Source organism: Micromonospora sp. NPDC050276, assembly GCF_044459545.1.
Classification (GTDB): domain Bacteria; phylum Actinomycetota; class Actinomycetes; order Mycobacteriales; family Micromonosporaceae; genus Micromonospora.
In genome coordinates this window covers 205,947-231,785 of sequence record NZ_JBITJA010000004.1, presented here as the reverse complement: position 1 = coordinate 231,785, position 25,839 = coordinate 205,947, and the positions used below count along the sequence as shown (strand labels likewise).

Here is a 25,839-nt window from a genome sequence, read left to right as displayed (position 1 = left end):
GCGATGGTGCGGTCGACCCACGGCAGGTGATTTCATGGCGCCATGGCGAATCCGGTGATCCTGACCGTCGACGACGACCCCGTGGTGTCCCGGGCGGTGGCCCGGGACGTCCGGCGCCGCTACGGCGACCGCTACCGGGTGCTGCGGGCCTCCTCCGGGCCGGAGGCGCTGGACGCGCTGCGCGAAGTCAAGCTGCGCGGCGAACAGGTGGCGCTGCTGCTGGCCGACCACCGGATGCCGGAGATGACCGGCGTCGAGTTCCTGGAGGCGGCCATGGACATCTTCCCGGCCGCCCGCCGGGTGCTGCTCACCGCGTACGCGGACACCGACGCCGCGATCGAGGCCATCAACGTGGTCGACCTGGACCACTACCTGCTCAAGCCCTGGCACCCGCCGGAGGAGAAGCTGTACCCGGTGGTCGACGGGCTGCTGGAGGCGTGGGCGGTCACCCCGGACGCGGCCAGCGTCGAGATCCGGGTCGTCGGGCACCGCTGGTCGGCGCCGTCGTTCAAGGTTCGCGACTTCCTGGCCCGCAACCTGGTGCCGTACCGGTGGCTGTTGTCCGACGACCCGGAGGGCGTACGGCTGCTCGACGCGGCCGGGGCCACCGAGGCGGACGTACCGCTGGTGGTGACGCCCGAGGGCAAGGCGTTGGTCGCCCCCAGCGAGGCCGAGCTGGCCGCGCTGGCCGGGTTGACAGTGGTGCCGGCGTGCGACTTCTACGACCTGGTGGTGATCGGCGGTGGCCCGGCCGGTCTCGGCTCGGCGGTGTACGGCGCGTCGGAGGGGCTGCGCACCGTCCTCGTCGAGCGACGGGCGACCGGCGGTCAGGCCGGGCAGAGCAGCCGGATCGAGAATTACCTGGGCTTCCCGGATGGCGTCTCCGGCGCGCAGTTGACCGATCGGGCCCGGCGGCAGGCGGTCAAGTTCGGCGCCGAGCTGCTCAGTGCCCGGGAGGTGGTCGGTCTCAGCGAGGCCGGCGGCGCCCGGCTGCTGCGCTTCGGTGACGGCACCGAGATCGCCGCGCACACCGTGGTGCTGGCCACCGGTGTGTCGTACCGGGTGCTCGACGCCCCTGGGCTGGCCGACCTCACCGGGCGGGGGGTGTTCTACGGCGCCGCCGCGACCGAGGCGCCGAGCTGCGTCGAGCAGGATGTCTACATCGTCGGTGGGGCCAACTCCGCCGGCCAGGCGGCGGTCCACTTCTCCCGGTACGCGTCGAGGGTGCACCTGCTCATCCGCGGCGCGGACCTGACCGCCTCGATGTCGCGTTACCTGATCGACCAGCTGGAACGGATCGACAAGATCACCGTGCACCCGCACACCGCCGTGGTCGGCGGCGCGGGGGAGGACCACCTGGAACGGCTCACCCTCTGCGACACCCGCACCGGGGAGGCCCGCTCGGTCGACACCTCCTGGCTGTTCATCTTCATTGGCGCGGAGCCCCGTACCGACTGGCTGGACGGCGTGCTGGTCCGCGACGGGCGTGGCTTCATCGTGACCGGCCCGGATCTGCTCGTCGGTGGGCGGCGGCCAGCTGGCTGGTCGCTGTCGCGCGATCCGTACCACCTGGAGACCAGCGTGCCGGGGGTGTTCGCCGCCGGCGACGTGCGGGCCGCGTCGGTCAAGCGGGTTGCCTCCGCCGTCGGTGAGGGCGCGATGGCGGTGTCGCTCGTGCACCGCTACCTGGAGGCCCAATGAGCACGGATAGTGAACGGCTGACACCGGCGCAGTTGCGCACCCTGTTCCTGTTCGAGGCGCTCGACGACAGGCAGCTCGACTGGCTGGCCGAACGTGGCCGGGTCGAGCAGCGCGCCGGGGGCACCCTGGTGTACGGCGAGGGCGAGCCCGCGACCTGCTTCTTCGTGCTGGTGCGCGGGGCGGTGGCGTTGAGCCGCCTGGTGCGCGGTGACGACGTCGAGGTCAGCCGCACCGACCAGCGCGGGGTGTACGGCGGGGCCACTCAGGCGTACCTGGGTGACCAGGTCGACCAGGTCTACCGCAACTCGCTGCGGGCGGTGACCGACGCGGACTTCTTCGTGCTGCCGTCGGAGGATTTCGCCGAGGCCCTGCGGTCCTGGTTTCCGATGCCCATGCACCTGTTGGAAGGGCTGTTCTTCGGGATGCGGGACAGTCAGGCCATCGTCGGCGAACGGGAGCGGCTGCTGGCCCTCGGTTCGCTCTCGGCGGGGCTGACCCACGAGCTGAACAACCCGGCCGCGGCGGCGGTGCGGGCCACGTCGGTGCTGCGGGACCGGGTCGCCGGGATGCGGCACAAACTGGCCATGATCGCCGACGGTCGGCTCGACGGCAGTGCCCTGCACGGTCTGGTCGCGTTGCAGGAGGAGGCGGTCGCCCGGGTCGCCACCGCGCCGAAGCTGACCCCGATGGCCACCGCCGACGCCGAGGACACCCTCACCGACTGGCTGGAGGAGCACGGGGTCGGCGGGGCCTGGGACCTGGCGCCGATTCTGGTCGGCGGTGGGCTCGACGCGGCCTGGTTGGGCCAGGTGAAGGCCGCGGTCGGCGCGGCCGACCTGGAGGCGGCGGTGCGCTGGCTCACCTACACCGTCGACACCGAACTGCTGATGCGGGAGATCGGTGACGCGGTCACCCGGATCTCCGGGCTGGTCGGCGCCGCCAAGCAGTACTCGCAGCTGGACCGCGCGCCGCACCGGGTGGTGGACGTGCACGACCTGCTCGACGCCACGCTGGTGATGTTCAAGGGCAAGATCCCCGCCGAGGTCAAGCTGGTCCGCGAGTACGACCGGAGCCTCCCGCCGGTCCCGGCGTACGCGGCCGAGCTGAACCAGGTGTGGACCAACCTGATCGACAACGCCCTGGGCGCGATGGGGGAGAAGGGTGTGCTGACCGTCCGCACCGGACGGGTCGACGACATGCTGGCGGTGGAGATCACCGACACTGGGCCGGGCATCCCGCCCGAGGTGCGTCCGCGCATCTTCGAGCCGTTCTTCACCACCAAGCCGGTCGGCGCGGGCACCGGGCTGGGGCTGGACATCTCGTACCGGATCGTGGTGCACAAACACCACGGCGACATCCGGGTGGAGACCGAGCCCGGTCGGACCACCTTCCGGGTCCTGCTGCCGATCACCGAGGCTCCACCGGACGAGCCGGGCGACGCGCCGCCTGGGTGATTGACGCGGGTCTGGTGCCACCACGCCCCCCACTGCGCCGATCTTGCACTTTGTGTCGACGAAACGCCGGCTTTGTGGCATTGGTCGCGACAGAAAGCGCAAGATCGGCGCAGTGGGGGGCGTGGGTTAGGGAACGCGGTTGGGGGTGAGGAAGTCGGCGAGTACCCGGGTGTGGGTGGAGAACGCCAGCTCGACCGGGTCGGTGAGCACCAGCCACTCGGTCGCCTCCTCGGTCGGCGCCGACGGTGGCAGGTCCTTGGCCGCCCGCTCGGGCAGCACTCCGAAGATCATCATTGTGCCGCCGGCCGGTGCGCCGTGCACCGCGAACAGCCGGGCGTCCTCGGCCGCCGCGATCAGGCCGGTCTCCTCCCGTAGCTCACGGACGAGCGCGTCGGACCACTCCTCGCCGTACTCGATGAAGCCGCCGGGCAGCGCGAGCAGGCCGCGGGCCGGCTCGATGTCCCGGCGGACCACCACCACACCCAGGCCCTCGGCTGTGCGCACCGGCAGCACCGCGACCGCCACCGGCAGCGGGTTGCGCCAGACGGTTTCGCCGCAGATCGCGCAGACTCGCGGCCATCCGGCGGCCGTCGGGTAGGCGGCGCCGCAGTAGGAGCAGTGCGAGTACGGCGTGCCGGTCATGCCGCAGCACGTTACTCCGATCCCCGCCCAGACCGCCGCGCCGCCGCCCGACCGTCGGGCGCTCAGGCCGCCGGGGCGCCGGTGTAGAAGGCGGTGGTGCGTTCGGCGGCGGCCTTCGCCTCGTCGGCGTCGGTGCCGGCGGCGATGCTGGCCTCGCACCACAGGTGGCTGCTCAGCTCCATGGCCCGTCGTCCCTCGTCGGAGGCGGTCCACTCGGCGCTCTGCTCCGGGGTGATCCCGCTGCCGTCGCCGGCCAGGTGCGAGGCGAGGCCGAGCAGCCCGAGGTCCCAGCCGACGCCGACCGCGCCCGGCCCGAACTGGGCCCACCGGTCCTGGTCGACGTGCGCGATGTGGTCCAGGTCAAGCCGGGTCCGCTCGTCGTCGACCGGGGTGAGTCGTACCTCGATCCAGCTGACCTCGTCGCCGTACTCCCAGGTGGCGGTGAAGCGGTGCGGCGGCTCGCAGCTCTCGATGGTGCCGTGGGCGTTGCCCTGGAGCTGGTACGTGCCGCCCAGCCGCAGGTCGCCGGAGATCGGCAGGAACCAGCGCGGGATGCGCTCGGCGCTGGTGCAGGCGTCCCACAGGTCCTCGGCTGTCGCCTGGTAGGTCTGGCTGATCGTGGTGACCCGGGCCTCGCCGGCTGCCAGGGTGCGGCTGCCGACCTTCCGCTGGACGGCGTTGATCTGCTCGGTGGCGTCGAACATCAGGTGTTCCTCTCGTCGGGTGGGTCGGCGGGCCCGCGCAGCCGACGCTCGCGTCGGCCCCGGGCCAGCTCGGTGGCGAGTGCCGCCAGGGGCGGGGTCCAGAACCGGCGGAAGTGCTCCAGCCAACCGTCGACCTCGCGCAGTGGGCGCGGGTCGACCGCGTAGAGCCGCCGGGTGCCCTCCGGCCGCACGGTGGCAAAGCCGTTGTCGCGTAACACCTTGAGGTGCTGGGACACGGCGGGCTGGGAGATGCCGAACTCGTCGCGGATGACCGCGCTGACCGCGCCAGCGGTCTGCTCGCCGGCGGCGAGCAGCTCCAGGATGCGGCGCCGGACCGGATCGCCCAGCACGTCGAAGGCGTGCACGCTGACAGTTGTATCACCAGTGGCTTATTTAAGCCAAGTCTGATACTCCGATGAGCTTGTCCAGCCGGATCGGCAGCTCGCGGATCCGTACGCCGGTCGCGTGGTGCACCGCGTTGGCGACCGCCGCCGCGCTGCCGACGATGCCGATCTCGCCGATGCCCTTCACCCCGGCCGGGTTCAGCTCGTCGTCCCGCTCGTCCAGCCAGTACGCCTCAATGGATTCCACGTCCGCGCAGCCGGTGATGTGGTAGGTGGCCAGGTCGTGGTTGACCCAGTCGCCGTACCGCTCGTCGAGCAGGCCCTCCTCGTGCAGCGCCATCGACAACCCCATCGTCATGCCGCCGATGAGCTGGCTGCGCGCCGTCGTCGGGTTGACCACCCGGCCCGCCGCGAACACCCCGAGCATCCGGTTCAGCCGCACCTCGCCGGTGTCCACGTCGACCCGCACCTCGACGAAGTGCGCCCCGTACGCGTACCGGGGCAGCGCGGGCTGCCCGCCCACCTCGTCGGTGGTGTCCGCCTCGGCGGTCACCTCGCCGGTCGGCGGCCCGCCGTCGCGCAGCTTCTCGCGCAGCGCCTGAGCGGCGCGCATCACCGCCCAGCTCCAGCTGGCGGTGCCCATCGAGCCGCCGGCCAGCGCCGCCGCCGGCAAATCGGTGTCCCCGATCCGGATCTCCACCCGATCCGGCGCGACCCCCAGGGCGTCGGCGGCCACCTGCCAGATCGCCGTCCGGGCACCGGTGCCGATGTCGGTGGCGTTGATCCGGACCAGAAAACTCCCGTCGGGCCGGGCGGTGGCCGTCGCCGAGGAGGGACGGGCCCGAGCCGGGTAGCTCGACCCGGCCACCCCCGAACCGATCAGCCAGCGCCCGTCGCGCCGGGACCGGGGCGACGGATCACGGTCGGCCCAGCCGAACCGCTGCGCGCCCTCGCGCAGGCAGGCCACCAGGTTGCGGCTGGTGAACGCCCGTCCCTGGTCGGGGTCGACCTCGGTGTCGTTGCGGATGCGCAGCTCCACCGGGTCGATGCCCACGGCGATGGCGAGCTCGTCCAGCGCGGACTCCAGGGCGTACGCGCCGGGGCACTCGCCGGGGGCACGCATCCAGAACGGCGTGGGCACGTCGAGGCGGGCCAACCGGTGCGTGGTGCGTCGGTGCGGTGCGGCGTACATGCTGCGGGTGTAGACGGCGGTCTGTTCGGCGAACTCCCGGACGGTCGAGGTCTGGCTGATCGCGTCGTGGCAGATCGCGGTGAGCCGACCGTCGGCGTCGGCGGCGAGACGGACCCGCTGGATGGTGGGGGTGCGGTACCCGACCGGGCCGAACAGCTGTTGCCGGGTCAGCGCCAGCTTGACCGGCCGGTCCACGTGCCGGGCGGCGAGGGCGGCCAGCACCACCGACGCCTTGGCGTACCCCTTGCTGCCGAAGCCGCCACCGACATGCTCGGCGATCACCCGGATCGACTCCGGCGGCAGCTCGAACATCTCGGCGAGGGTGGCCCGTACCGGCGTCGCGCCCTGGGTGGAGTCGTGCACCACCAGCCGCCCGTCCTGCCACTGCGCCGTGGTGGCGTGCGGCTCCATCGGGTTGTTGTGGTACGCCGGCGTCCGGTAGGTGACGTCCACCCGCACCGGGGCGGCCGCGTACCCGGCGTCGAAGTCGCCCTCGGCGGTGTCCGTCGGATAGCTGGGGTTGACCTGGTCCGGCTGGTACAGGCTGGGGTGGTCGTCGGTGAGCACGGTGCTGTGCGGGCTGGCGTCGTAGTCGATGCGGACCAGTCGGGCGCCCTCGCGGGCCGCCTCCAGGCTGGTGGCCACCACCACGGCGACGTACTGCCCCCGGTAGTGCACCATCGGATCCTGCAACAGCCACAGCTCCGGCTGCGGGCCGGGCGCCATCCGGGGCGCGTTGCCGTGGTGCAGCACGGCCAGCACGCCGGGCGACGCCAACGCCTCCGTCGTGTCGACCCGGGTGATCCGGCCCCGCACCACCGCCGCCGGCACCGCCCAGCCGTAGGTGATCCCGTCGACCGGGTACTCCACCGCGTACCGGGCCGTGCCGGTGACCTTCGCGGGGCCCTCCAACCGGGGGTACGCCCGTCCGACCGCGTCGGTGCTCACGACGCCGCCAGTTCGGTGAGCGCCCGGACGGTGATGGCCCGGGTCAGCGGCAGCTTGAAACCGTTGTGCCGCAGCGGGCGCGCCTCGGCCAGCTCCGCGTCGGCGGCCCGCGCCGCCAGCTCGGGGCTGAACGGGCGACCGCGCAGCTCCTCCTCGGCCCGGTACGCCCGCCACGGCCGGTGCGCCACCGCCCCGTACGCCAGTCGCACGTCGCGGACCACGTCACCGTCGAGGTCCAGCACCGCGGCCACCGAGCCGGCGGCGAAGGCGAACGACGCCCGGTCGCGCACCTTGAGGTACGTCGAGCGGCGTGCGGCCGGCAGCGCCGGCAACCGGACGGCGGTGATCAGCGTGCCCCGGGTCAGGGTGGTCTCCCGTTCCGGGTGGGTGCCGGGGGAGCGGTACAGGTCGGCGATCGGGATGTCCCGGGGGCCGCCGGGGTCGTGCACCTCCACCACCGTGTCGAGGGCGGCCAACGCGACGGCCAGGTCGGACGGGTGGGTGGCGACGCACTGCTCGGACCAGTCCAGCACCGCCAGGTCGCGGTTCTGGCCGTGCCGGGCGGCGCAACCGCTGCCGGGCTCCCGCTTGTTGCACGCCTTGCCGGTGTCCTGGAAGTACACGCAGCGGGTGCGCTGCAACAGGTTGCCGCCGGTGGTGGCCATGTTGCGCAGCTGTCCGGAGGCGGCGGCGAGCAGGGCGCGGGCCAGCACCAGATAGTCGCGCCGCGCCGCCGGGTGGGCCGCGAGGTCGCTGTTGCGCACTGTCGCGCCGATCCGCAGCCCCCCGTCGGGCAGTTCCTCGACGCTGTCCAGCGGCAGCCGGGTCACGTCCACCAACACGTCGGGGCGCTGTACCCCGAGTTTCATGAGGTCCACCAGGTTTGTTCCGCCGCCCAGGTACGCGGCCTGCGGTTCGGCCGCCAGCACGGCGACCGCCTCCGCCACGTCGGCGGGCCGGTGGTAACGGAACGCCCTCACGACGACGCCGCCGTCTCGCGCACGGCCGCGACGATGTGGGGGTACGCCGCACAGCGGCACAGGTTGCCGGCCATCCGCTCGCGGATCTCCGCGTCGGTCAGCTCGGCGGGCGCGTTCAGGTCGCCGGTGACCGCGCTGGGCCAACCCCGGGAGACCTCGTCGAGCATCCCCCGGGCGGAGCAGAGTTGCCCGGGCGTGCAGTAGCCGCACTGGAACGCGTCGTTCGCGATGAACGCGGCCTGTAACGGGGACAGCTCGTCCGGCCCGGCCAGCCCCTCGACGGTCAGCACCGACCGGCCGTCCACGGTGACCGCGAAGACCAGGCAGCTCTTCACCCGGCGGCCGTCCAGCAGCACGGTGCAGGAGCCGCACTGGCCGTGGTCGCAGCCCTTCTTCGCCCCGGTCAGGCCGAGGTGCTCGCGCAGCGCGTCGAGCAGGGTGGTGCGGTTGTCCAGCGCCACCTCGCGGGACGCGCCATTGACCTCGACCGTCACCCGGGACGAGTGCCGTTCGTCGATCGTCGTCGCGTTCTCCGGTCCGCCCTGCACCGGCCCAGACTAGCTTTGTTGGTATATCTCAGGGCGAATAACGCAAAGCCGTTCGTACGGGAGGTGACGCCGGTGCTCGCCGGGCTGCTGCTGGCCGCCGGCGCGGGGCGGCGCTACGGCCGACCGAAGGCGCTGGTCGAGCTGGCCGGTGAGCCGCTGGTGCGGCGCGGGATCCGGCTGCTCGGCGACGGCGGTTGCGTTCCCGTGCACGTGGTGCTCGGCGCGGGCGCCGACGAGGTGCCCGACCTGTCCCCGGCGGTGCCGGTCCGGCACGACCGCTGGCCCGACGGGCTGGGCTCGTCGCTGCTGCGGGGCCTGGCCTCGCTGCCGGACGACGCAGTGGCCGCCGTCGTGATTCTCGTGGATCAGCCGCTGCTCAGCCCGGTCGCGGTGTGCCGGGTGCGGGCGGCGTACGCCGAGGGCGCGGTCGTCGCGGTCGCCACCTACGCGGGCCAGCCGGGGCACCCGATCCTGCTGGGTCGGCCGACCTGGCCGCTGCTGCGCGAGTACGCCGTCGGCGATCGGGGCGCCCGTGACCTGCTGCGGGACCGGCCGGACCTGGTGGTCGAGGTGCCCTGTGACGATGTCGGCTCCCCGGTCGACGTGGACACCCCCGCCGACCTGGATCGGCTTCTGGCGGTCAGCGACGGGTGAGCCACCGGGGCAGCCCCTCGCTGGTGATCGCGTGGTAAGTGATCATGACGATGACGCCGATCAGACCGAGCACCGGGTTGACGAACCAGCCGAGCAGACCGCTGAGCCCGTACAGGATCAGACCGGTGACCGGACGCAGCCGTTGCGTCCGCACGTACCCGGGACTGACCCGCCGTTCGAGCAGCGCCGGGTGCCGATGCAGGTAGCCGAAGAACACCAGCCAGGGGGCCGACATCAACGCCGCGGCCAGCGCGTACAGGGCGACGGCCGCGCGTTGGTCGTCGACGTCACCGTGGGTGAACGCCGACGCCAGTACCGCGGTGGGAAAGGGGATGATCACCGCGCCGAAGAGCACGCCGAGGTTGATCCAGCTCAGCGTGAGCGTGGTGCCGCGGACCAGCCGCAGCAGGGCGTGGTGGTTGAGCCAGAGCACCCCGATGTAGACGAACGACACCACGAAGGCCAGGTAGGAGGCACCCTCGTCGAGCAGACCGGTCAGCAGTTCGCCCTCGTGGTATTCCGGCACCCGCAGCTCGATGACCAGCAGCGTGATGACGATGGCGAAGACGCCGTCGCTGAAAGCGGTCAGCCGGTCGGTGTCGGACACCCGCCCCGTGGGATCGGGCTGCGGGGCTTCGTCGGGTGCTGCGGACATTGCCGCAGGCTAGCCAGTGCGGGTGGCCACCCGTGGCGGTTTCCGCCGATCGCAACGGGAACGGCCGCCCGGGGTCGACACCCCGGGCGGCCGCACCTTTTTCGGTTCAGGCCACCGGCGTCGCGGTGCTGGTGGTGCGGGCGAGTTGCTGATGGGCGCGGATCAGTTCGGCGTAGCGCAGACCGCTGGCCTTCACCGTCCGGCGCTGGGTGGCGTAGTCGACGTGCACCAACCCGAAGCGCTTGTCGTAGCCGTACGCCCACTCGAAGTTGTCCAGCAGCGACCAGACGAAGTAGCCGTCCAGGGGAACTCCCCGGGCCACCGCCGACGCGCACGCCGCCAGGTGCTGCTCCAGATGGTCGGTGCGTTCCTTGTCCTCCACCGTGCCGTCCGCGGTGACCTCGTCCGGCCACGCCGAGCCGCTCTCGGTGACGATGATCCGGCCCGGTCGGTACTCCTCATGCACGTCAACGAGCAGCCGCTCCAGGCCCGCCGGGTACACCTCCCAGCCCATCGCGGTCTCCACCGAGCCGGGCACCGGCACCTGCCGGGCGTACGGGGCCGGGCCGGTCGGGTCGTCGACGACCAGTTGACGGAAGTAGTAGTTCACCCCGAGGAAGTCCGTCGGCGTGGCGATGACCGCCAGATCGTCGCCCCGTACCGGCGGCTCCACCCCGTAGGTGGCGATCATGTCGGCGGGGTAGCCGCGCCCGTGGATCGGGTCCAGCCACCACCGGTTGACGTGCCCGTCGGCCCGGCGGGCCGCCGCGACGTCCTCCGGTCGGTCGGTGGCCGCCTCGATCGGGCTGAGGTTGAGCACCAGACCCACCGAGGCTGGCCGGGCTGCGTTGGCGCGGATCGCCTGGGTGGCCAGGCCGTGCCCGAGCAGCACGTGGTGCGAGGTGTGCACCGCGCGGGTCAGATCCCGCTCACCGGGGGCCATGTTCCCCTCCAGGTGCCCGATCCAGGACACGCAGAGCGGCTCGTTGACCGTGCACCAGTCAGCCACCCGGTCACCGAGGCGGCCGGCGACCACCGCCGCGTAGTCGGCGAACGCCTCGGCGGTGGCGCGCTCCGGCCAACCGCCGGAGTCCTGCAGGACCTGCGGCAGGTCCCAGTGGTAGAGGGTGACGAACGGCCGGATCCCGTCGGCGAGCAGCGTGTCGACGAGCCGATCGTAGAAGTCCAGCCCCGCGGGGTTGACCCGCCCCACGCCGTCGGGCATGACCCGGGGCCAGGCGACCGAGAAGCGGTACGCGTCCACGCCGAGTCGGCGTAGCAGCGCCAGGTCCTCCGGCCACCGGTGGTAGTGGTCGCACGCCACCGCGCCGGTGTCGCCGTTGTCGACCTTGCCGGGGGTCGCCGAGAAGGTGTCCCAGATGGACGGCGACCGGCCGTCGACGTCGACGGCCCCCTCGATCTGGTACGCCGCCGTGGCGACACCCCAGAGGAAGTCGGGTGGCAGCTTGGACAGGTCGGGCACGGGTCGGTTCTCCTCTGGGGTTGGATGACTCACTTGACCGCGCCGGCGGTGAGGCCGGCGACGAAGTAACGCTGTAGGGCAAGGAACCCGACGACGACCGGGATGCTGACCACCAGCGAGGCCGCCATGATCTGGTTCCAGTAGACGTTGAACTGGGTGGAGTAGCCCTGCAGGCCGACGGCCAGGGTGCGGCTGCCCTCGTCGGTCATCACCGACGCGAAGAGCACCTCGCCCCACGCGGTCATGAACGCGTACACGGTGACCGCGACGACGCCCGGCACGGCGGCCGGCAGGATGACCTGGAACAGGGTGCGCAGCGGACCCGCGCCGTCGACCTGCGCCGCCTCGTCCAGACCCCGGGGGATCGAGTCGAAGTAGCCGACCAGCATCCAGATCGAGAACGGCAGCGAGAAGGTCAGGTACGTGATGACCAGGCCGGTGCGGCTGGCGTACAACTCGATGCCGGTGGCGTTGCCCAGGTTGACGTAGATGAGGAACAGCGGCAACAGGAACAGGATGCCGGGAAACATCTGCGTGGACAGCACCGTCACCGAGAAGACCCCGCGGCCCCGGAAACGGTACCGGCTGACCGCGAACGCCGCGAAGATGGCCACCGCCACCGAGCAGACCGCCGCGATGCTCGACACCACCAGGCTGTTCACCAGGTACCGGGCCAGCGGCACGGTACTCCACATGTCGATGAACGGTTGCAGGGTGGGCCGGCTGGGCCACCAGGTGAAGCCGTTCTGCACGTCCTGCAACGGCTTGGCCGCCGAGGTGACCATCACGTAGAGCGGGATGACGACGAAGAGGGCGAGCAGGGTCAGCACGATGCGCCGACCCCAGCGCTCACCGGCGGTCTCACGCATGGTCGTCCCTCCGACGGTTGGTGATCAGCAGGTACGCGGCCGAGACGACCAGCAGGAACAGCAGCAGCGCGACCGACATCGCCGAGCCGGAGCCGAAGTCCCAGGTCTTGAAGGAGCTGCGGTAGATGTGGATGGAGATGAGGTCGGCCTGTTCCGGCGCGGAGCCGCCGAAGAGCACGAACGGGGTGTTGAAGTCGTTGAACGTCCACAGGAACAGCACCAGCAGCAGCACCAGGTTGACCGGCCGCAGCATCGGCAGGGTGACCGAGCGCAGCCGGCGCCAGAACCCGGCGCCGTCGATCGCGGCCGCCTCGTACAGCTCTCCGGGCACGTTCTGCAGACCGGCCATGAGGCAGAGGAACGCGAACGGCCAGTTGCGCCAGACCGACACCACCAGCAGCGACCAGAAGCTGTTGTCGCCGATCAACCAGAACGGCCGATCGTTCATCAGCCCGAGCTGGTCCACGAGCACGTGGTTGACCAGGCCGGTGTCGCGTTGCAGCAGGAAGCTCCAGGTGATCACGGCGGCGTAGACCGGCAGCGCGTACGGGGTGAGGAACAGCGCCCGCAGGATCGCCCGCCCCCGGAACGGCCGTTGCAGGACGACCGCCGCGGAGATGCCGAGCAGCCAGGCGAACCCGACCGAGAGCAGGCTGTAGGCCAGAGTCACCCAGAACGAGTGCAGCAGTTCCTTGCCGGCGGCGCTGTTCAGGTTGAGCGTCGCCCGGTAGTTCTCCAGCCCGATGAAGGGCGCGGTGGACCAGTCGCGGATGTGGAACTGGGTCAGCTCCAGCAGGCTCATCCAGACCCCGACCACCATGGGGATCACGTGGATGGCGAGTTCCAGCACGATGGCCGGTGCGAGCAGCAGGTACGGCAGGAGTGAGCGGCGGGGGCCGCGGGGCCGGCGGGCCGACCCCCGGGCCGGCGACCCGGCCCGGGGTTCGCGCCGGTCGGCGTCCGGCGCGGCGGTGCTGGTTGCCATCGGGGTCCTCTCGGAGGCGGTGGCCGTGGCCGGGCTCAGCACCCGACCACGGCCACCGGTGACGCCTGGGTCAGCGCATCTTCTGCTGCGCGTCGGTCAGCTTGGCCTTCACCGACTCCTCGGTGACCGGCTTGCCGCTCGCCGCGTCGGCGAACAACTCCTTCATCGCGGTGCCGACCAGGGTCTCGAAGGTGCTCTCGTCGGGCACCTGCGGCAGCGGGGCCGCCGTGGTGACCAGGGTCTCCTGGATGGTCTTCTGCTCCGGGGCGGTGAACGCCGGGTCGGCGGCCGCGGTCTTCACCGCCGGCAGCGAGCCGTACGTCTTGTTGAGGATCGTCTGCTCCTCGTCGCTGGTCATGAACTTGACGAAGCTCAGCGCGCCGTCCTTGTTCTTGGTGTGCTTGAAGACCGCCATGTTGATCCCGGCGACCATGCTGTTGACCTTCTTGCCGCCGGCCGGCGGGTTGGCCAGGAACGGCACCGGGGCCACCCCGTACGCCTCGGCGGGCATGTTCTGCGTCTTCAGGTTCGAGCCGGCGGACTGCCAGAGCAGCATGGCCGCCTTGCCGTTGGCGAAGTCGGAGACCGACTGGTTCTGCGCGTACTCGGCGTTGCTCGGGTTGGTGATCTTGTCGGCGGCCATGAAGTCGATGTACCGCTTGATCGCCGAGACGTTCTGCGGGGTGTCGAAGGTCGGCTTGCCGGCCGAGTCGAACCACTCACCGCCGTACTGCTGGCTGAAGGTGAAGGCGTGGTGGGCGTTCTCCGACGGGTTGGCCCCCTCGATCGCCAGGCCCCACTTGCCGCCGGTGCTCAGCTTCTTGCCGTACTCGGCGAGCTGCTCCCAGGTGGTCGGCGGTGCGGTGATGCCGGCGTCGGCGAACGACTTCTTGTTGTAGTACAGGCTGTACGCCATGCTGTAGAGCGGCACGGCGGCGGGCGGCTTGCCGGGGGCGCCGGCGGCGGCGAGCGCAGCGGGCACGATCCGGTCCTTGCCGCCGACGGCCTGCAGGGTGGCGTCGTCGAATTCGACCAGAGCGCCGGTGGCCTGCAAGGACGCCGACCAGGTGTTGCCGATGTTGACCACGTCCGGGCCCTTGCCGGAGGCGGCGGCCGCGAGCAGGCGGTTGAGCAGGTCCGACCAGGGGACCACCTCAAGGTTGACCTTGATGCCGGTCTGCTTCTCGAACTTGTCCAGCTCCGGCTGGAGGATGGTCTTGTCGGCTTCCAGACTGGGCCCCTGGTTGCTGGCCCAGTAGGTGAGCGTCTTGGGTGCTGCGGCGGAGTCGTCGCCGGAGCCGCCACAGGCCGTCAGCGAGGCGGCGGCCAGTACGGCGGCGGTGAATATCCCGAGGTGTCGTTTCGACACGGTCAGCCCTTCCGGTGCGTGGTGGGGGTCCGCCGGCCTTCGTCGCCGATAGGGGTCGGAGGCGACGGGCGGCCGGCTGCGGACAGGGATCGGGGGTGCGCCGTCGGGGTCCGTCGGCGTTTCCCGGGAGTTACATCACGGCTTAATTTATGTCGTCATTAAAGTTGCTGGTCGGTGGGTCGTCAAGCACGAGGCGGTTACAGTCGCCTCGAACGGCCGACGGGAACGAGGTGACGAGTGGAGCTGGTGCGTGCCACCAACCGCAGCGTGCGGCTGCGCAACCGGTCCGCCCTGCTGACCAAGCTCTTCCTGGACGGCCCGCTCACCCGGCAGGACCTCGTGCGCAGCACCGGGCTGAGCCAGCCGGCGGTCAGCAACGTGGTGGCCGACATGATCGACGAGGGGCTGGTCGCCGAGGCCGGCGCCGCCGAGTCCGACGGTGGCCGGCCCAGCATGCTGCTGCGGATCGCGCCCCGCTTCGCCTTCGTGATCGGCGTGGACGTCGGCGAGACCCGGGTCCGGGTGGAGCTGTTCGACTTCGCGATGACCCTGCTGGCCAGCGTCGAGTACCCGCTCGACCCGGCCCGTACCGAACCCGACCTGGTGGCCGGGCACGTGCTGGCCGGTATCGACGCGGTCACCGGGTCGGCCGGGGTGGCCCCGGCCGACGTGCTCGGCGTCGGCATCGGCGTCTCCGGCGTGGTCGAGCAGGGCGTCGAGGCCGTCGTGCACGCCCAGGCCCTCGGCTGGGACCGGGTGCCGCTGGAGCGCCTGATCGGCGCCGGCACCGACCTGCCCCTGCACATCGACAACGGTGCGAAGACCCTCGGCCAGGCCGAGATGTGGTTCGGCGCCGGCCGGGGCGCGCGGCACGCCGTCTTCGCGCTGGTCGGCTCGGGAGTGGGTGCGTCGGTGGTGACCAACGGCGCCACCTACCGGGGCGCGTCCAGCAGTGCGGGGGAGTGGGGGCACACCACCCTGGTGTACGGCGGCCGGGCCTGCCGGTGCGGGGCGCGCGGCTGCCTGGAGGCGTACGTCGGCGCGGAGGCGATCATCGACCGGTACCGGGAGGCGCGCCGGGGTCGACCGGTGCCGGGCGAGGACGAGGAGTCCCAGATCGCCGCGCTGGTCGCCGCCGCCGGGACCTCGGCCACCGCCCGCCGGGTGCTGGACGACACCGCCGGCTACCTCGGCGCCGGGGTGGCCAACCTGATCAACCTGTTCAACCCGGAGCGCGTGGTGCTCGGCGGCTGGGCGGCAATGGCCCTGGGTGACCTGCTGCCGGCCGTCCGGGAGGCCGCCGGCCGGCAGGCGCTGCGCCAGCCGTACGAGCAGGCGTCGATCGAGCTGTGCCGGCTCGGCGTGGACGCGGTGGCGCTGGGCGCGGCCACGCTCCCGATCGGGCGCTTCCTCACCGAAGGCGGCCTCCGCCACTAACCCCACCCCCTTGGTGATCAAGAGGTTTGCGTCAGGAATCACGCCTGGGGTGACGCAAACCTCTTGATCACCGGGGCGGGCGCGTCTGCGGGCGACGGTGGGGGCGAGGGGAAATTACACAAAAAGAATCCTCGGGATAAATAACGAAGTTATAGATCGATGTCTTGACGCCGCCGCAATCTCGCCGCAACACTCCTACGAGAGCGCTCTCCGGCCCGCGGTGCCACCTCGACGGCACCTCGAACTGTGGTGCCGCATCGGCGGCACCACCGACGGCACCACGGGGCGAGCCCGATTCCACCCGCGCGGCATCCGTAACCCCCTATCGACAGGCGATGTCATGACATCTCGTGCTACATCCGCACGCCCGCGTCCCCGGGCCGTCCGGCACCTGCTCGTCGGGCTCACCGTGGCCCTGGTCGCGGCGCTCACCCCGACCGGCCCCAGCGCGCCCGCCCAGGCCGCGCCCACCCTGCTGTCCCAGGGTCGCCCCGCCACCGCTTCGTCCACCGAGAACGCCGGCACTCCCGCCTCGGCCGCCGTCGACGGCAACACCGGCACCCGTTGGGCCAGCGCGTTCAGCGACCCGCAGTGGCTCCAGGTCGACCTGGGCGCCCGGGCCACCATCAGCCAGGTCAACCTGCTCTGGGAGGGCGCCTACGGTCGGGCCTTCCAGCTGCAGACCTCCGACGACGGGGCCACCTGGACGACCATCTACTCGACCACGACCGGCACCGGCGGCACCCAGAACCTCACCGTCACCGGCGCCGGCCGGTACGTACGGATGAACGGCACCGCCCGGGGCACCGGCTACGGCTACTCGCTCTGGGAGTTCCAGGTGTACGGCGAGACCGGCGGCAGCACGCCCACCTGCGGCAGCACCAACGTCGCGCAGGGCAGCCCGGCGACCGCCTCGTCCACCCAGGACGCCGGCCTCGCGGCGTCCGCGGCCGTCGACGGCAACCCGGGCACCCGCTGGGCCAGCGCCGCCAGCGACCCGCAGTGGCTGCGCGTCGACCTCGGCAGTACCCGCACCATCTGCCGGGTGGTGCTCACCTGGGAGGCCGCGTACGCCCGGGCCTTCCAGCTGCAGACCTCGGCCGACGGGGCCACCTGGACCACGATCTACTCCACCACCACGGCCACCGGCGGCACGCAGTCCCTCACCGTCACCGGCAGCGGACGCTACCTGCGGATGTACGGCACCGCCCGGGGCACCGCCTACGGCTACTCGCTGTGGGAGTTGGCGGTCAACACCACCGGCGGCGGCACCAGCGAGCCACCGGTCGGCACGACCGACCCGTACAACCCCAACCTCGGCCCGAACACGTTCGTCTTCGACCCGAGCACGCCGACGTCGACGATCCAGAGTCGACTGAACACCCTCTTCACCCAGCAGGAGACCAACCAGTTCGGCCCGCAGCGCTACGCGGTGCTGTTCAAGCCCGGCACCTACACCGCCGACGTCAACCTCGGCTTCTTCACCCAGGTCGCCGGCCTCGGCATGAGCCCCGACGATGTCAACCTCAACGGCCACGTCCGCGCCGAGGCGTTCTGGATGGGCGGCAACGCCACCCAGAACTTCTGGCGGGCCGCCGAGAACCTCTCGGTCACCCTGCCCGCTGGGCAGACCGTGGAGCGGTGGGCGGTGTCCCAGGCCGCGCCGTACCGGCGGATGCACCTGCGCGGCGCGCAGAACCAGATCCAGCTCTGGAACGGCGGCGACGGCTGGGCCAGCGGCGGCCTGCTGGCCGACACCCGCATCGACGGCCTGGTCGTCTCCGGCTCACAGCAGCAGTGGTACTCGCGCAACAGCGAGTTCGGCAACGGCTGGACCGGCTCGGTCTGGAACATGGTCTTCCAGGGCGTCGTCGGCGCGCCGGCGCCGAGCTTCCCCAACCCGTCGCACACCGTCATCGCGCAGACCCCGCAGGTGCGGGAGAAGCCGTTCCTGTACGTCGACGGCAGCGGTGAGTACCGGGTCTTCGTGCCCTCGCTGCGCGCCAACTCCACCGGCACCAGCTGGTACAACAAGACTCCGGCCGGCTCGTCCATCTCGCTGTCGCAGTTCTTCGTGGTCCAGCCCGGCACCAGCGCCGCCACCATCAACGCGGCCCTCGCCCAGGGGCGGCACCTGCTCTTCACCCCGGGCGTGCACCACGTCACCGAGCCGATCCAGGTCAACCGGGCCGACACGGTCGTGCTCGGCCTCGGCCTGGCCACCATTCAGGCCGACAACGGCGCGGTGGGCATGCGGGTGGCCGATGTGGACGGCGTCAAGGTCGCCGGCCTCATGTTCGAGGCCGGCACGACCAACTCGCCGGTGCTGATGGAGGTCGGGCCGTCCGGCTCGTCCGCGAGCCACGCCACCAACCCGACCTCGCTGCACGACGTGTTCTTCCGCATCGGCGGCCCGCACATCGGCAAGGCCACCAACACGCTGACCGTCAACAGCGACAACGTGATCGGCGATCACCTGTGGCTGTGGCGGGCCGACCATGCCGCCAGCGGCGTACCGACCGGGTGGACGCTGAACACCGCCGACACCGGGCTCACCGTCAACGGCGACAACGTGACCATGTACGGCCTCTTCGTCGAGCACTACCAGAAGTACCAGACCATCTGGAACGGCAACGGCGGGCGCACGTACTTCTACCAGAACGAGCTGCCGTACGACGTACCGAACCAGGCGGCCTGGATGAACGGGTCGACCCGGGGCTACGCCGCGTACAAGGTCGCTGATTCGGTGACCAGCCACCAGGCGTGGGGGTTGGGCAGCTACAGCTACTTCAACGTCAACCCCGCAGTGGTCGAGGAGCGGTCCTTCGAGGTACCGATCAACCCGAACGTGCGCTTCACGAACATGGTCACCGTCTCGCTCGGTGGCGTCGGCACCATCAATCGGGTGATCAACAACGCCGGTGGCACCGCGAACGCGGCCAACCAGACGGTGTACCTGACCACCTACCCCTGACCGGGGCGCCCGCGCCGGCCCGGCCGTTTGACGGCCGGGTCGGCCGGGTCGCACCGTGGGCCGAGGCCGGCCCGGTCCCGCCGAGACCGGGCCGGCCCTGGTCGTGCCCGCACACCGGCCTGCCCGCAGGTACGGGGCGTAGCGCCGGCCCGCACCTGGTCCGCGTCGAGCTATGCGCCGAGGCGATCCGGTTGACCAGGTTGCTGGTGGAGTTGACCGGCCGGGGGCGGGCTACTGGTCCGTGACCGCCGACTGCCGGGTCGGTTGGCCGGGGAGGGTCGGCGTGTCGGCGAGAACACCCCGCATCACGTCCTCGACGTTGGGCACCTGGGCCAGCTCGCCGAGACCCTCGACGTAGCGCAACAGCCGCAGCTGCATCGCCCCCAACTCCGCGCGGCACTGTGCGTCGTCCGGCCAGGACGACTCGGGCTCGTCGGGATGCGCCTGCTCCCACGCCCGCAGGCGTGGGTGCCACCGGGACAGGAACGGTCGCAGCTCGTTGTTGAGCATGGCGATCCCGAGGTGCTCAACGGTCGGACGACCGGTGGTCCGGATGGTCGGCGCCGCCTGGCTCAGGACCTCCCGGGTGATTCCGAACAGTTGGTACAGCGACGTTAGCGCCTCCCGGACGAGGCCGGTGCCGGTCGGCAGCGGTTGGCCGGACACCCGGGTGACCGCCTCGACGAACAACCGCCACGCGGTCTGCTTGTTGTCCCGGGTGACGGCGAACCGTAGTTCGCTGAACTGCGGGACCGAGACGGTCACCTCCGCCAACTGGAAGAACCGCGAGTACGCGGACACCACCACCGCCGCGACACCGCCCGCCGTCGTGCCGCAGAGCGTGAAGAGGGCCGGCCCGGTCAGTCGACTGGCCAGGTAGACCGCCAATCCAGCGGCGGCACCGGTCACCAGACCCAAGGTGATGTGGAGCCACCGGGAACCGCGCCAGCGCATCAGCATTCCTGCATGATCTCAGACAACCTCCACTGGGGAGTCGTGCGCCGCAGGGCACGGCACGCCGGTGAGCTACGCCGACGTGGCTGGGCCGGCGTCGATGGTCTGGTCGATCGCCATCCTGAGCTTCTCCAGTCGGTCGTCCGGAGGTGCCGACGGGCTCCACCGCCGGAAGTCGGCCGCCAGGCGGTCACGCTGGACCGGGGAGGCGTCGAGGTCGGTGTCGTCGAGCAGGATCGGGATGAGCATCGTCCGCCCGGTGTCGTTCTCGCGTCCGAGGCAGTACGTGATCTCGGCCTGCACCCAGGAGCTAGACCGTGAAGTCCGCCTGGTCCCACGCCGCTCAGACGGACGCGGTGCTCTCTGACCTCCGCGCCGACTCCCCAGTACGACCCGTCCCACGAGGTCTCGTGGTGGCTGAGGAGTAGGGCCCGATCGTCCGTCATCGGCCTCTCCGTCCCAACCGTGCCGCCTCGCTCGATGGTATGGCCCGTCCCGTCGCGGCCGTGCGTTTGTTGGAGGGCGCGCCGGGAACCCGAGCGATCCCGGCCGCGGGTCCGCTCGTGGTCGCGGCAGGCGACGGAGGTGACCATGGCATACCGTCCGACGGCCGTCGACGCCGCGCCCGAGCTGTCCACCCTCACGTTCGGCGTCGAGGAGGAGTACCTGCTGCTCGACCCGGACAGCGGCCGGAACCTGCCGGTGGCCGACCAGGTGCTCGCGGCGCTGCGCGGCCCCGCCCGGGAGCAGAGCCGCCAGGAGTTCCGGCACAGCATGGTGGAGATGGTCACCCCGGTCTGCGCCAACCTCGCCGAGCTGCGCGAGCACCTGGTGACGTTGCGCCGCTCCGCCGTCGAGGCCGCCACGGCGGCCGGGGCCCGGCTGGTGGCGGTCGGTGCCACGCCGGTGGCCGAGCCGCACCGGACGGTGCCCGACGAGCCGCGCTACCACGCGATGTCGCGCCGGTACGGGCCGGTGGCGCACGACCCGGCGGTGTGCGGCTGTCACGTGCACGTCGGGCTGCCCGACCGGGAGTTGGCTGTGCAGGTCTGCAACCACCTGCGGGTGTGGCTGCCGGTGGTGCAGGCGATCACCACCAACTCGCCGCTGCACGACGGGCACGACACCGGGCACGCCAGTTGGCGGTCGATGCAACTGGAACGGTGGCCCAGCATCGGCCCGACGCCGTACTTCGACTCGGCCACCGACTACGACCGCACGATCGAGCAGCTGATCGCCGCCGGCATCATGCTCGACGCGGCGATGGTCTACTGGTACGCCCGGCCGTCATCGACGTTCCCGACGGTGGAGGTGCGAGTCGGTGACGTCTGCACCGAGGTCGACGACGCGGTGCTGGTCGCCGCGCTGGTCCGGTCCCTCGTCGCGACCCTCGCCGACGACGTACGCGCCGGCGTGACCGCCCCGCCGGTCCGCGACTGTCTGGTCGCGGCGGCGCACTGGCGGGCCGCCCACGACGGTCTCGGTGGCGAGTTGATCGACCTGCGCGCCGGCGGCACCCGCCCGGCCTGGGCGCTCGTCGACGAGCTGATGGCGGTGATCGCCCCGGCCCTGCTGCGCCACGGCGACCTCGGGTACGTGCTGGCGCAGCTGGCCCGGCTGCGCCGCGACGGCACCGGCGCGACCCGGCAGCTCCGCGCGTTGGCGCGCAGCGGGGACCTGCGCGCGGTCATCGACGACCTGGTCACCCGCACGGCCGCCGGTTGACCGCCCGTGTTGGTGGCTCAGCGGATGTCGTGCGTCTGTAGCCACAGCTCCAGCAGGCCGAGCTGCCACAGCTTGTTGCTGCCGGCCGCCGCCTCGGCCCGGTCCGGCTCGGCGAGCAGCCGGGCCACGTACTCCGGGCGGAACAGCCCTCGCTCGCGCGCGGCCGGCGCCTGCAACGCCTCGGCGACCAGTTCGCGCACCGGGCCGTCCACGTTGCGCAGCGCCGGCACCGGGAAGTAGCCCTTGGGACGGTCGATCACCTCGGCGGGCAGCACCTCCCGGGCGACCTCCTTGAGCACCCCCTTGCCGCCCTGGGTGACCTTGTGCTCCGGTGGGCAGTGCGCGGCCAGGGTGACCAGGTCCTGGTCGAGGAAGGGCGTGCGCACCTCCAGACCCCAGGCCATGCTCATGCTGTCCACCCGCTTGACCGGATCGTCGGGGAGCATCAGGTGGGTGTCCAGGCGCAGCACGGCGTCCAACGCGGTCTGCGCCCCGGGCGCGGCGAGGTGCCCGGTGAGCAGGTCCCGGCTGGCGTCGTGCTCCAGCGCGTACGCCGGGCCGACGATGTCGCGCAGCTCCTCGTGGCCCCGGTCGAAGAACGCGGCGGCGAACGTCTCGGCGGCGCCGTGCCGTGGTGCCTCGGTGAGCGGCTGGTGGTAGCCGTAACCGGCGAACACCTCGTCGGCGCCCTGCCCCGACTGGGCCACCTTCACGTGCTGCGCCACCTGCTCGGAGAGCAGATGGAAGGCGACCACGTCGTGGCTGCCCATCGGCTCGGTCATCGCCAGCACCGCCCGGCGGACGGCGGGCGCCAGATCGTCGTCGGCCAGCCGGATCCGGTGGTGGTCGGTCTCGTACGCGCGGGCCACCAGGTCGGAGTAGTGGAACTCGTCACCGGACTCGCCGTCGCGGCTGTCGAAGCCGATGCTGAACGTGCGGAGGTGTTCCTGGCCGGCCTCGGCGAGCAGCGCCACGATGAGGCTGGAGTCCAGCCCACCGGAGAGCAGCACCCCCACCGGCACGTCGGCGACCAGCCGTCGGCGGACCGCCGCGCGCAACGCGTCGCCGATCGCGGCCCGCCAGTCGGCGGCGTCCATCCCCGTGTCGGCGGGTTCCCGTACGTAGTCGGGGCGCCAGTAGACCTCCTCGCGGCTGCTCCCGTCCGCCTCGATCACCCGCAGGGTGGCCGGCGGCAGCTTGCGGACGCCGCGCAGCACCGTACGCGGGGCGGGAACGATGGAGTGCCAGGACAGGTAGTGGTGCAGCGCCACCGGGTCGATGCCGGTGTCGACGTCGCCGGCCCGCAGCAGCGCGGGCAGGGTGGAGGCGAACCGCAGCCGCCCCGGTGTCTCGGCGAGGTAGAGCGGCTTGATACCGAGCCGGTCGCGGGCCAGCACCAGCCGCCGCCGGACCCGGTCGACCAACCCGATCGCGAACATGCCGACCAGGTGGTCGACGAAACGGTCACCCCAGTGCGCGTACGCCACCAGGATCACCTCGGTGTCGCTGGTGGAGTGGAAGGCGTACCCGGCGTTCTGGAGCTCCTGGCGCAGCTCCGGATAGTTGTAGATGCAGCCGTTGAAGACCAGGGCCAGGCCCAGGTCGTCGCGGACCATCGGCTGCCCGCCGGCGTCGGACAGGTCGATGATGGTCAGCCGGCGGTGCCCGAGGGTCACCCAGCCGTCGGCGAACAGGCCCTCGTCGTCCGGGCCGCGTGATCGCATCGCCTCGGTCATCCGGGTGACCGCCGCCGCGTCGGGCGAGCGGCCGTCGAATCGCGCCTCCCCGCTGATCCCGCACATCAGCCGGGCCTCCTGTCACCTCGCGCCGACCGGCGCCGGCCGGTCCCGCCGACCGGACGGGGCCGCTGGCTACCCGTGCGGGCGGCGGGCAAACCCGCAGCCGGTCAGGCGCGCAGGGTGCGCAGGATGCGGGCCAGTTCGGCCCGGTCGGTGTCGTTGAGGTGGCCGAAGAAGCGATCCGCCTCGGCCCGGCGGGCGGCCCGGATGGCGATGCTGATCCGCTCGCCCTCCTCGGTGAGCGCGACCAGGGTGGCCCGCCGGTCGGCGGGGTCCGGTCGGCGCTCGACGAGGCCCCGGGCCTGGAGGTCGTCGACGACCTCGGTCGCCGAGCGGGGCGCGATGCGCAGGTGCTCGGCGAGGGTGCCGGGGCGTACCTCGCCGTGCCGGGCCAGCACGCCGAGGGCGCGGGACTGGCTGGGGGTGACATCCCAGGGCACCAGCGAGTCCCGGGTCTGCCGGCGCAACCGGGACGCGACGGCCCAGAACGTCTCCGCCAGGCTCTCGTCGTCGGCGCTGTCGGCGGTGTGCTCGATCACCGGAATACGGTAGCAGGAGATGTGGTTGTTCCCTCACGTTGAGGTAACCTCAGCATTGCCCCCAACGGAAAGGCAGTGCCTCCTTGGAACCCACCCCGATGGGCCGCGACCGCGGCCACCGCACCGTCAGCGCCGAAGAGAAGACGCAGGCCCGTCAGGTGTCGCTGCGCCGCATCGGCCGGCTGTTCACCCCACACCGGCCCGCGCTGGCCGCCGTCACCGCGATCATCGTGGCCTCCTCGATCATCGCGATGGCCACCCCGTTCCTGCTGCGTACCGTGATCGACCGGGCCCTCCCGGAGCGCGACGTGACGCTGCTGGTCTGGCTGGTCCTCGGCATGGTCGCCGTCGCCGCGGTGACGTCCGCCCTCGGCGTCGTGCAGACCTGGATCTCCACCCAGGTCGGCCAGCGGGTCATGCACCGGCTGCGCACCGACGTCTTCAGTCACCTCCAGCGTCAGTCACTCGGCTTCTTCACCCGCACCCGCACCGGTGAGGTGCAGTCCCGGATCACCAACGACATCGGCGGCATGCAGTCGGTGGTCACCTCCACCGCCACCGCCGTCGCGGCCAACCTCACCACCGTGGTCGCCACCGCGGTCGCCATGGTCGCGCTCTCCTGGCAGCTCTCCCTCGTCTCGCTCGTGGTGCTGCCGCCGGCCATCTGGCTGACCCGTCGGGTCGCCCGGATGCGCCGCGAGATCACCGCCCAGCGGCAGCGCGAACTCGCCGACCTCAACGTCACCGTCGAGGAGGGGCTCTCGATCAGCGGCGTGCAGCTGGCCAAGACCCTCGGCACCGGCCCCGCGCTGATCGACCGGTTCACCGCCTCCTCGGCGCGCCTGGTCGACCTGGAGCTGCGCAGCGAGCTGGCCGGTCGCTGGCGGATGGCCTCGATGAGCATCATCTTCGCCGCCGTACCGGCGGTCATCTACCTCGCCGCCGGGCTGCCCGGCACGGCCGGCACGCTGAGCATCGGCACCCTGGTCGCCTTCACCGCCCTGCAGGGCGGCCTGTTCCGGCCGCTGATGGGGCTGCTCAACGTGGGTGTCTCGCTCACCGCGTCGCTGGCGCTGTTCGCCCGGATCTTCGAGTACCTGGATTTGCCGGTCGACGTGGCCGACCCCGCCGAGCCGGTCCGTCTGGACCCGGCCCAGGTGCGCGGCCACCTGCGCCTGGAGGACGTCACCTTCGGCTACCCGGGTAGCGACACCGCCGCGCTCGCCGGGATCACGCTGGACGTGCCCGCCGGCACCAGCCTCGCCCTGGTGGGCGAGACCGGCTCCGGCAAGAGCACCCTCGCCGGGCTGGTCAGCCGGCTGCACGACCCGACCGCCGGCCGGATCACCATCGACGGCGTCGACCTGCGCGACCTGCGCCTGGCCGACCTGGCCGCGATCGTCGGCGTGGTCAGCCAGGAGACCTACCTGCTGCACACCACCGTCCGGGAGAACCTGCGCTACGCCCGGCCGGGCGCCACCGACACCGAGATCGAGGACGCCGCCCGCGCCGCCCAGGTCCACGACCTCATCGCCGGGCTGCCCGACGGGTACGACACCATGGTCGGCTCACGCGGCCACCGGTTCTCCGGCGGCGAGAAGCAGCGCCTCGCGATCGCCCGGACGCTGCTGCGCGACCCGCGCATCCTGGTCCTCGACGAGGCGACCAGCGCACTGGACACCGAGACCGAACGTGCCGTGCAACGGGCCTTCGACCTGCTCGCCCAGGGCCGTACCACGATCACCATCGCGCACCGGCTCTCCACGGTCCGCGACGCCGACCAGATCGCGGTGCTCGACCACGGTCGGATCGTCGAGGCCGGCACCCACGACAACCTGCTGGACCGCAACGGCCGCTACGCCACCCTCGCGGCCTGAGCGTCG

22 protein-coding genes are annotated in these 25,839 nt (G+C 71.8%); 7 read left to right on the top strand and 15 right to left on the bottom strand.

All coding sequences use genetic code 11. The features are described 5' to 3' along the window. Positions 1–42: 42 nt before the first annotated feature. Complete coding sequence (locus ACIBF8_RS09970; protein ID WP_396782061.1) at positions 43–1,701, top strand: FAD-dependent oxidoreductase; 1,659 nt, start codon at positions 43–45, stop codon at positions 1,699–1,701. Further along, positions 1,698–3,155 (top strand): ATP-binding protein, encoded by a 1,458-nt coding sequence (locus ACIBF8_RS09965; protein ID WP_396782060.1) that lies wholly within the window; start codon positions 1,698–1,700, stop codon positions 3,153–3,155. Before ACIBF8_RS09970 ends, ACIBF8_RS09965 begins: the two co-directional genes overlap by 4 nt. 126 nt (positions 3,156–3,281) lie before the next feature. Here ACIBF8_RS09965 and ACIBF8_RS09960 read toward each other — a convergent pair whose 3' ends face one another. The 6 genes from ACIBF8_RS09960 to ACIBF8_RS09935 form a co-directional block, all read right to left on the bottom strand. Continuing rightward, entirely contained in the window at positions 3,282–3,797 is a 516-nt protein-coding gene (locus ACIBF8_RS09960; RefSeq protein ID WP_396782058.1) for an NUDIX domain-containing protein, read from the bottom strand. A 62-nt stretch (positions 3,798–3,859) separates the two neighbouring features. Further along, positions 3,860–4,501, bottom strand: a complete 642-nt coding sequence (locus ACIBF8_RS09955) for an SRPBCC family protein (protein WP_396782056.1) — start codon at positions 4,499–4,501, stop codon at positions 3,860–3,862. Then, the gene (locus ACIBF8_RS09950) at positions 4,501–4,866 is read right to left on the bottom strand and encodes an ArsR/SmtB family transcription factor (RefSeq protein ID WP_396782054.1); all 366 of its coding nucleotides are present in this window, start codon (positions 4,864–4,866) and stop codon (positions 4,501–4,503) included. The genes ACIBF8_RS09955 and ACIBF8_RS09950 overlap by 1 nt, the downstream gene beginning before the upstream one ends. Before the next feature lie 28 nt (positions 4,867–4,894). Then, positions 4,895–6,985: a xanthine dehydrogenase family protein molybdopterin-binding subunit gene (locus ACIBF8_RS09945; RefSeq protein ID WP_396782052.1), complete on the bottom strand. Its 2,091-nt coding sequence runs from the start codon at positions 6,983–6,985 to the stop codon at positions 4,895–4,897. After that, positions 6,982–7,965: an FAD binding domain-containing protein gene (locus ACIBF8_RS09940; protein WP_396782050.1), complete on the bottom strand. Its 984-nt coding sequence runs from the start codon at positions 7,963–7,965 to the stop codon at positions 6,982–6,984. The genes ACIBF8_RS09945 and ACIBF8_RS09940 overlap by 4 nt, the downstream gene beginning before the upstream one ends. Next, positions 7,962–8,459 carry a 2Fe-2S iron-sulfur cluster-binding protein gene (locus tag ACIBF8_RS09935; RefSeq protein WP_396782471.1) on the bottom strand — a complete coding sequence of 166 codons (498 nt, stop codon included), beginning with the start codon at positions 8,457–8,459 and terminating at the stop codon, positions 7,962–7,964. The genes ACIBF8_RS09940 and ACIBF8_RS09935 overlap by 4 nt, the downstream gene beginning before the upstream one ends. Positions 8,460–8,585: 126 nt before the next feature. Between ACIBF8_RS09935 and ACIBF8_RS09930 the strand changes: the two genes are divergently transcribed. Beyond that, positions 8,586–9,167 carry an NTP transferase domain-containing protein gene (locus tag ACIBF8_RS09930; protein WP_396782048.1) on the top strand — a complete coding sequence of 194 codons (582 nt, stop codon included), beginning with the start codon at positions 8,586–8,588 and terminating at the stop codon, positions 9,165–9,167. On the opposite strand, the gene ACIBF8_RS09925 is transcribed toward ACIBF8_RS09930, so the two are convergent. The 5 genes from ACIBF8_RS09925 to ACIBF8_RS09905 all read right to left on the bottom strand — a co-directional run bounded on the left by ACIBF8_RS09925 (position 9,154) and on the right by ACIBF8_RS09905 (position 14,528). Continuing rightward, complete coding sequence (locus tag ACIBF8_RS09925; protein ID WP_396782047.1) at positions 9,154–9,822, bottom strand: TMEM175 family protein; 669 nt, start codon at positions 9,820–9,822, stop codon at positions 9,154–9,156. The two genes, ACIBF8_RS09930 and ACIBF8_RS09925, sit on opposite strands and share 14 nt — an antisense overlap. Positions 9,823–9,928: 106 nt before the next feature. Continuing rightward, on the bottom strand, positions 9,929–11,305 hold the full coding sequence (locus tag ACIBF8_RS09920) for a GH1 family beta-glucosidase (protein ID WP_396782045.1): 1,377 nt from the start codon (positions 11,303–11,305) through the stop codon (positions 9,929–9,931). A 29-nt stretch (positions 11,306–11,334) separates the two neighbouring features. After that, positions 11,335–12,174 (bottom strand): carbohydrate ABC transporter permease, encoded by an 840-nt coding sequence (locus tag ACIBF8_RS09915; RefSeq protein WP_203122170.1) that lies wholly within the window; start codon positions 12,172–12,174, stop codon positions 11,335–11,337. Then, positions 12,167–13,159: a carbohydrate ABC transporter permease gene (locus ACIBF8_RS09910; RefSeq protein ID WP_396782044.1), complete on the bottom strand. Its 993-nt coding sequence runs from the start codon at positions 13,157–13,159 to the stop codon at positions 12,167–12,169. Before ACIBF8_RS09910 ends, ACIBF8_RS09915 begins: the two co-directional genes overlap by 8 nt. Positions 13,160–13,229: 70 nt before the next feature. Continuing rightward, positions 13,230–14,528 (bottom strand): extracellular solute-binding protein, encoded by a 1,299-nt coding sequence (locus ACIBF8_RS09905; protein WP_396782042.1) that lies wholly within the window; start codon positions 14,526–14,528, stop codon positions 13,230–13,232. Positions 14,529–14,765: 237 nt separating this feature from the next. Here ACIBF8_RS09905 and ACIBF8_RS09900 point away from each other — a divergent pair, with 237 nt between their 5' ends. Further along, a complete protein-coding gene (locus ACIBF8_RS09900) occupies positions 14,766–15,965 on the top strand; it encodes an ROK family protein (protein ID WP_396782041.1) in 1,200 nt (399 codons plus the stop codon). 340 nt (positions 15,966–16,305) lie between these two features. Continuing rightward, positions 16,306–18,939, top strand: a complete 2,634-nt coding sequence (locus tag ACIBF8_RS09895) for a discoidin domain-containing protein (RefSeq protein WP_396782040.1) — start codon at positions 16,306–16,308, stop codon at positions 18,937–18,939. A 231-nt stretch (positions 18,940–19,170) separates the two neighbouring features. Here ACIBF8_RS09895 and ACIBF8_RS09890 read toward each other — a convergent pair whose 3' ends face one another. After that, complete coding sequence (locus ACIBF8_RS09890) at positions 19,171–19,899, bottom strand: hypothetical protein (RefSeq protein ID WP_396782039.1); 729 nt, start codon at positions 19,897–19,899, stop codon at positions 19,171–19,173. A 66-nt stretch (positions 19,900–19,965) separates the two neighbouring features. Next, positions 19,966–20,196: a hypothetical protein gene (locus ACIBF8_RS09885; RefSeq protein WP_396782037.1), complete on the bottom strand. Its 231-nt coding sequence runs from the start codon at positions 20,194–20,196 to the stop codon at positions 19,966–19,968. Between the two features lie 288 nt (positions 20,197–20,484). On the opposite strand from ACIBF8_RS09885, the gene ACIBF8_RS09880 reads away from it, so the two are divergent. Then, positions 20,485–21,618 (top strand): glutamate--cysteine ligase, encoded by a 1,134-nt coding sequence (locus ACIBF8_RS09880; RefSeq protein WP_396782036.1) that lies wholly within the window; start codon positions 20,485–20,487, stop codon positions 21,616–21,618. 17 nt (positions 21,619–21,635) lie between these two features. Here ACIBF8_RS09880 and ACIBF8_RS09875 read toward each other — a convergent pair whose 3' ends face one another. Continuing rightward, entirely contained in the window at positions 21,636–23,420 is a 1,785-nt protein-coding gene (locus ACIBF8_RS09875; protein WP_396782035.1) for an N-acetylglutaminylglutamine amidotransferase, read from the bottom strand. Between the two features lie 104 nt (positions 23,421–23,524). Further along, positions 23,525–23,956 (bottom strand): MarR family winged helix-turn-helix transcriptional regulator, encoded by a 432-nt coding sequence (locus ACIBF8_RS09870; protein ID WP_396782034.1) that lies wholly within the window; start codon positions 23,954–23,956, stop codon positions 23,525–23,527. A gap of 98 nt (positions 23,957–24,054) precedes the next feature. Between ACIBF8_RS09870 and ACIBF8_RS09865 the strand changes: the two genes are divergently transcribed. After that, a complete protein-coding gene (locus ACIBF8_RS09865; RefSeq protein WP_396782470.1) occupies positions 24,055–25,833 on the top strand; it encodes an ABC transporter ATP-binding protein in 1,779 nt (592 codons plus the stop codon). The last annotated feature ends 6 nt before the right edge of the window (positions 25,834–25,839 follow it).

Bases quoted from the DNA above. Each gene is read 5' to 3' on its own strand.
- ACIBF8_RS09970 (WP_396782061.1), top strand. From the start codon at position 43: ATGGCGAATCCGGTGATCCTGACCGTCGACGACGACCCCGTGGTGTCC.
- ACIBF8_RS09965 (WP_396782060.1), top strand. From the start codon at position 1,698: ATGAGCACGGATAGTGAACGGCTGACACCGGCGCAGTTGCGCACCCTG.
- ACIBF8_RS09960 (WP_396782058.1), bottom strand. From the start codon at position 3,797: ATGACCGGCACGCCGTACTCGCACTGCTCCTACTGCGGCGCCGCCTAC.
- ACIBF8_RS09955 (WP_396782056.1), bottom strand. From the start codon at position 4,501: ATGTTCGACGCCACCGAGCAGATCAACGCCGTCCAGCGGAAGGTCGGC.
- ACIBF8_RS09925 (WP_396782047.1), bottom strand. From the start codon at position 9,822: ATGTCCGCAGCACCCGACGAAGCCCCGCAGCCCGATCCCACGGGGCGG.
- ACIBF8_RS09915 (WP_203122170.1), bottom strand. From the start codon at position 12,174: ATGCGTGAGACCGCCGGTGAGCGCTGGGGTCGGCGCATCGTGCTGACC.
- ACIBF8_RS09910 (WP_396782044.1), bottom strand. From the start codon at position 13,159: ATGGCAACCAGCACCGCCGCGCCGGACGCCGACCGGCGCGAACCCCGG.
- ACIBF8_RS09895 (WP_396782040.1), top strand. From the start codon at position 16,306: ATGACATCTCGTGCTACATCCGCACGCCCGCGTCCCCGGGCCGTCCGG.
- ACIBF8_RS09890 (WP_396782039.1), bottom strand. From the start codon at position 19,899: ATGCTGATGCGCTGGCGCGGTTCCCGGTGGCTCCACATCACCTTGGGT.
- ACIBF8_RS09880 (WP_396782036.1), top strand. From the start codon at position 20,485: ATGGCATACCGTCCGACGGCCGTCGACGCCGCGCCCGAGCTGTCCACC.
- ACIBF8_RS09875 (WP_396782035.1), bottom strand. From the start codon at position 23,420: ATGTGCGGGATCAGCGGGGAGGCGCGATTCGACGGCCGCTCGCCCGAC.
- ACIBF8_RS09865 (WP_396782470.1), top strand. From the start codon at position 24,055: ATGGGCCGCGACCGCGGCCACCGCACCGTCAGCGCCGAAGAGAAGACG.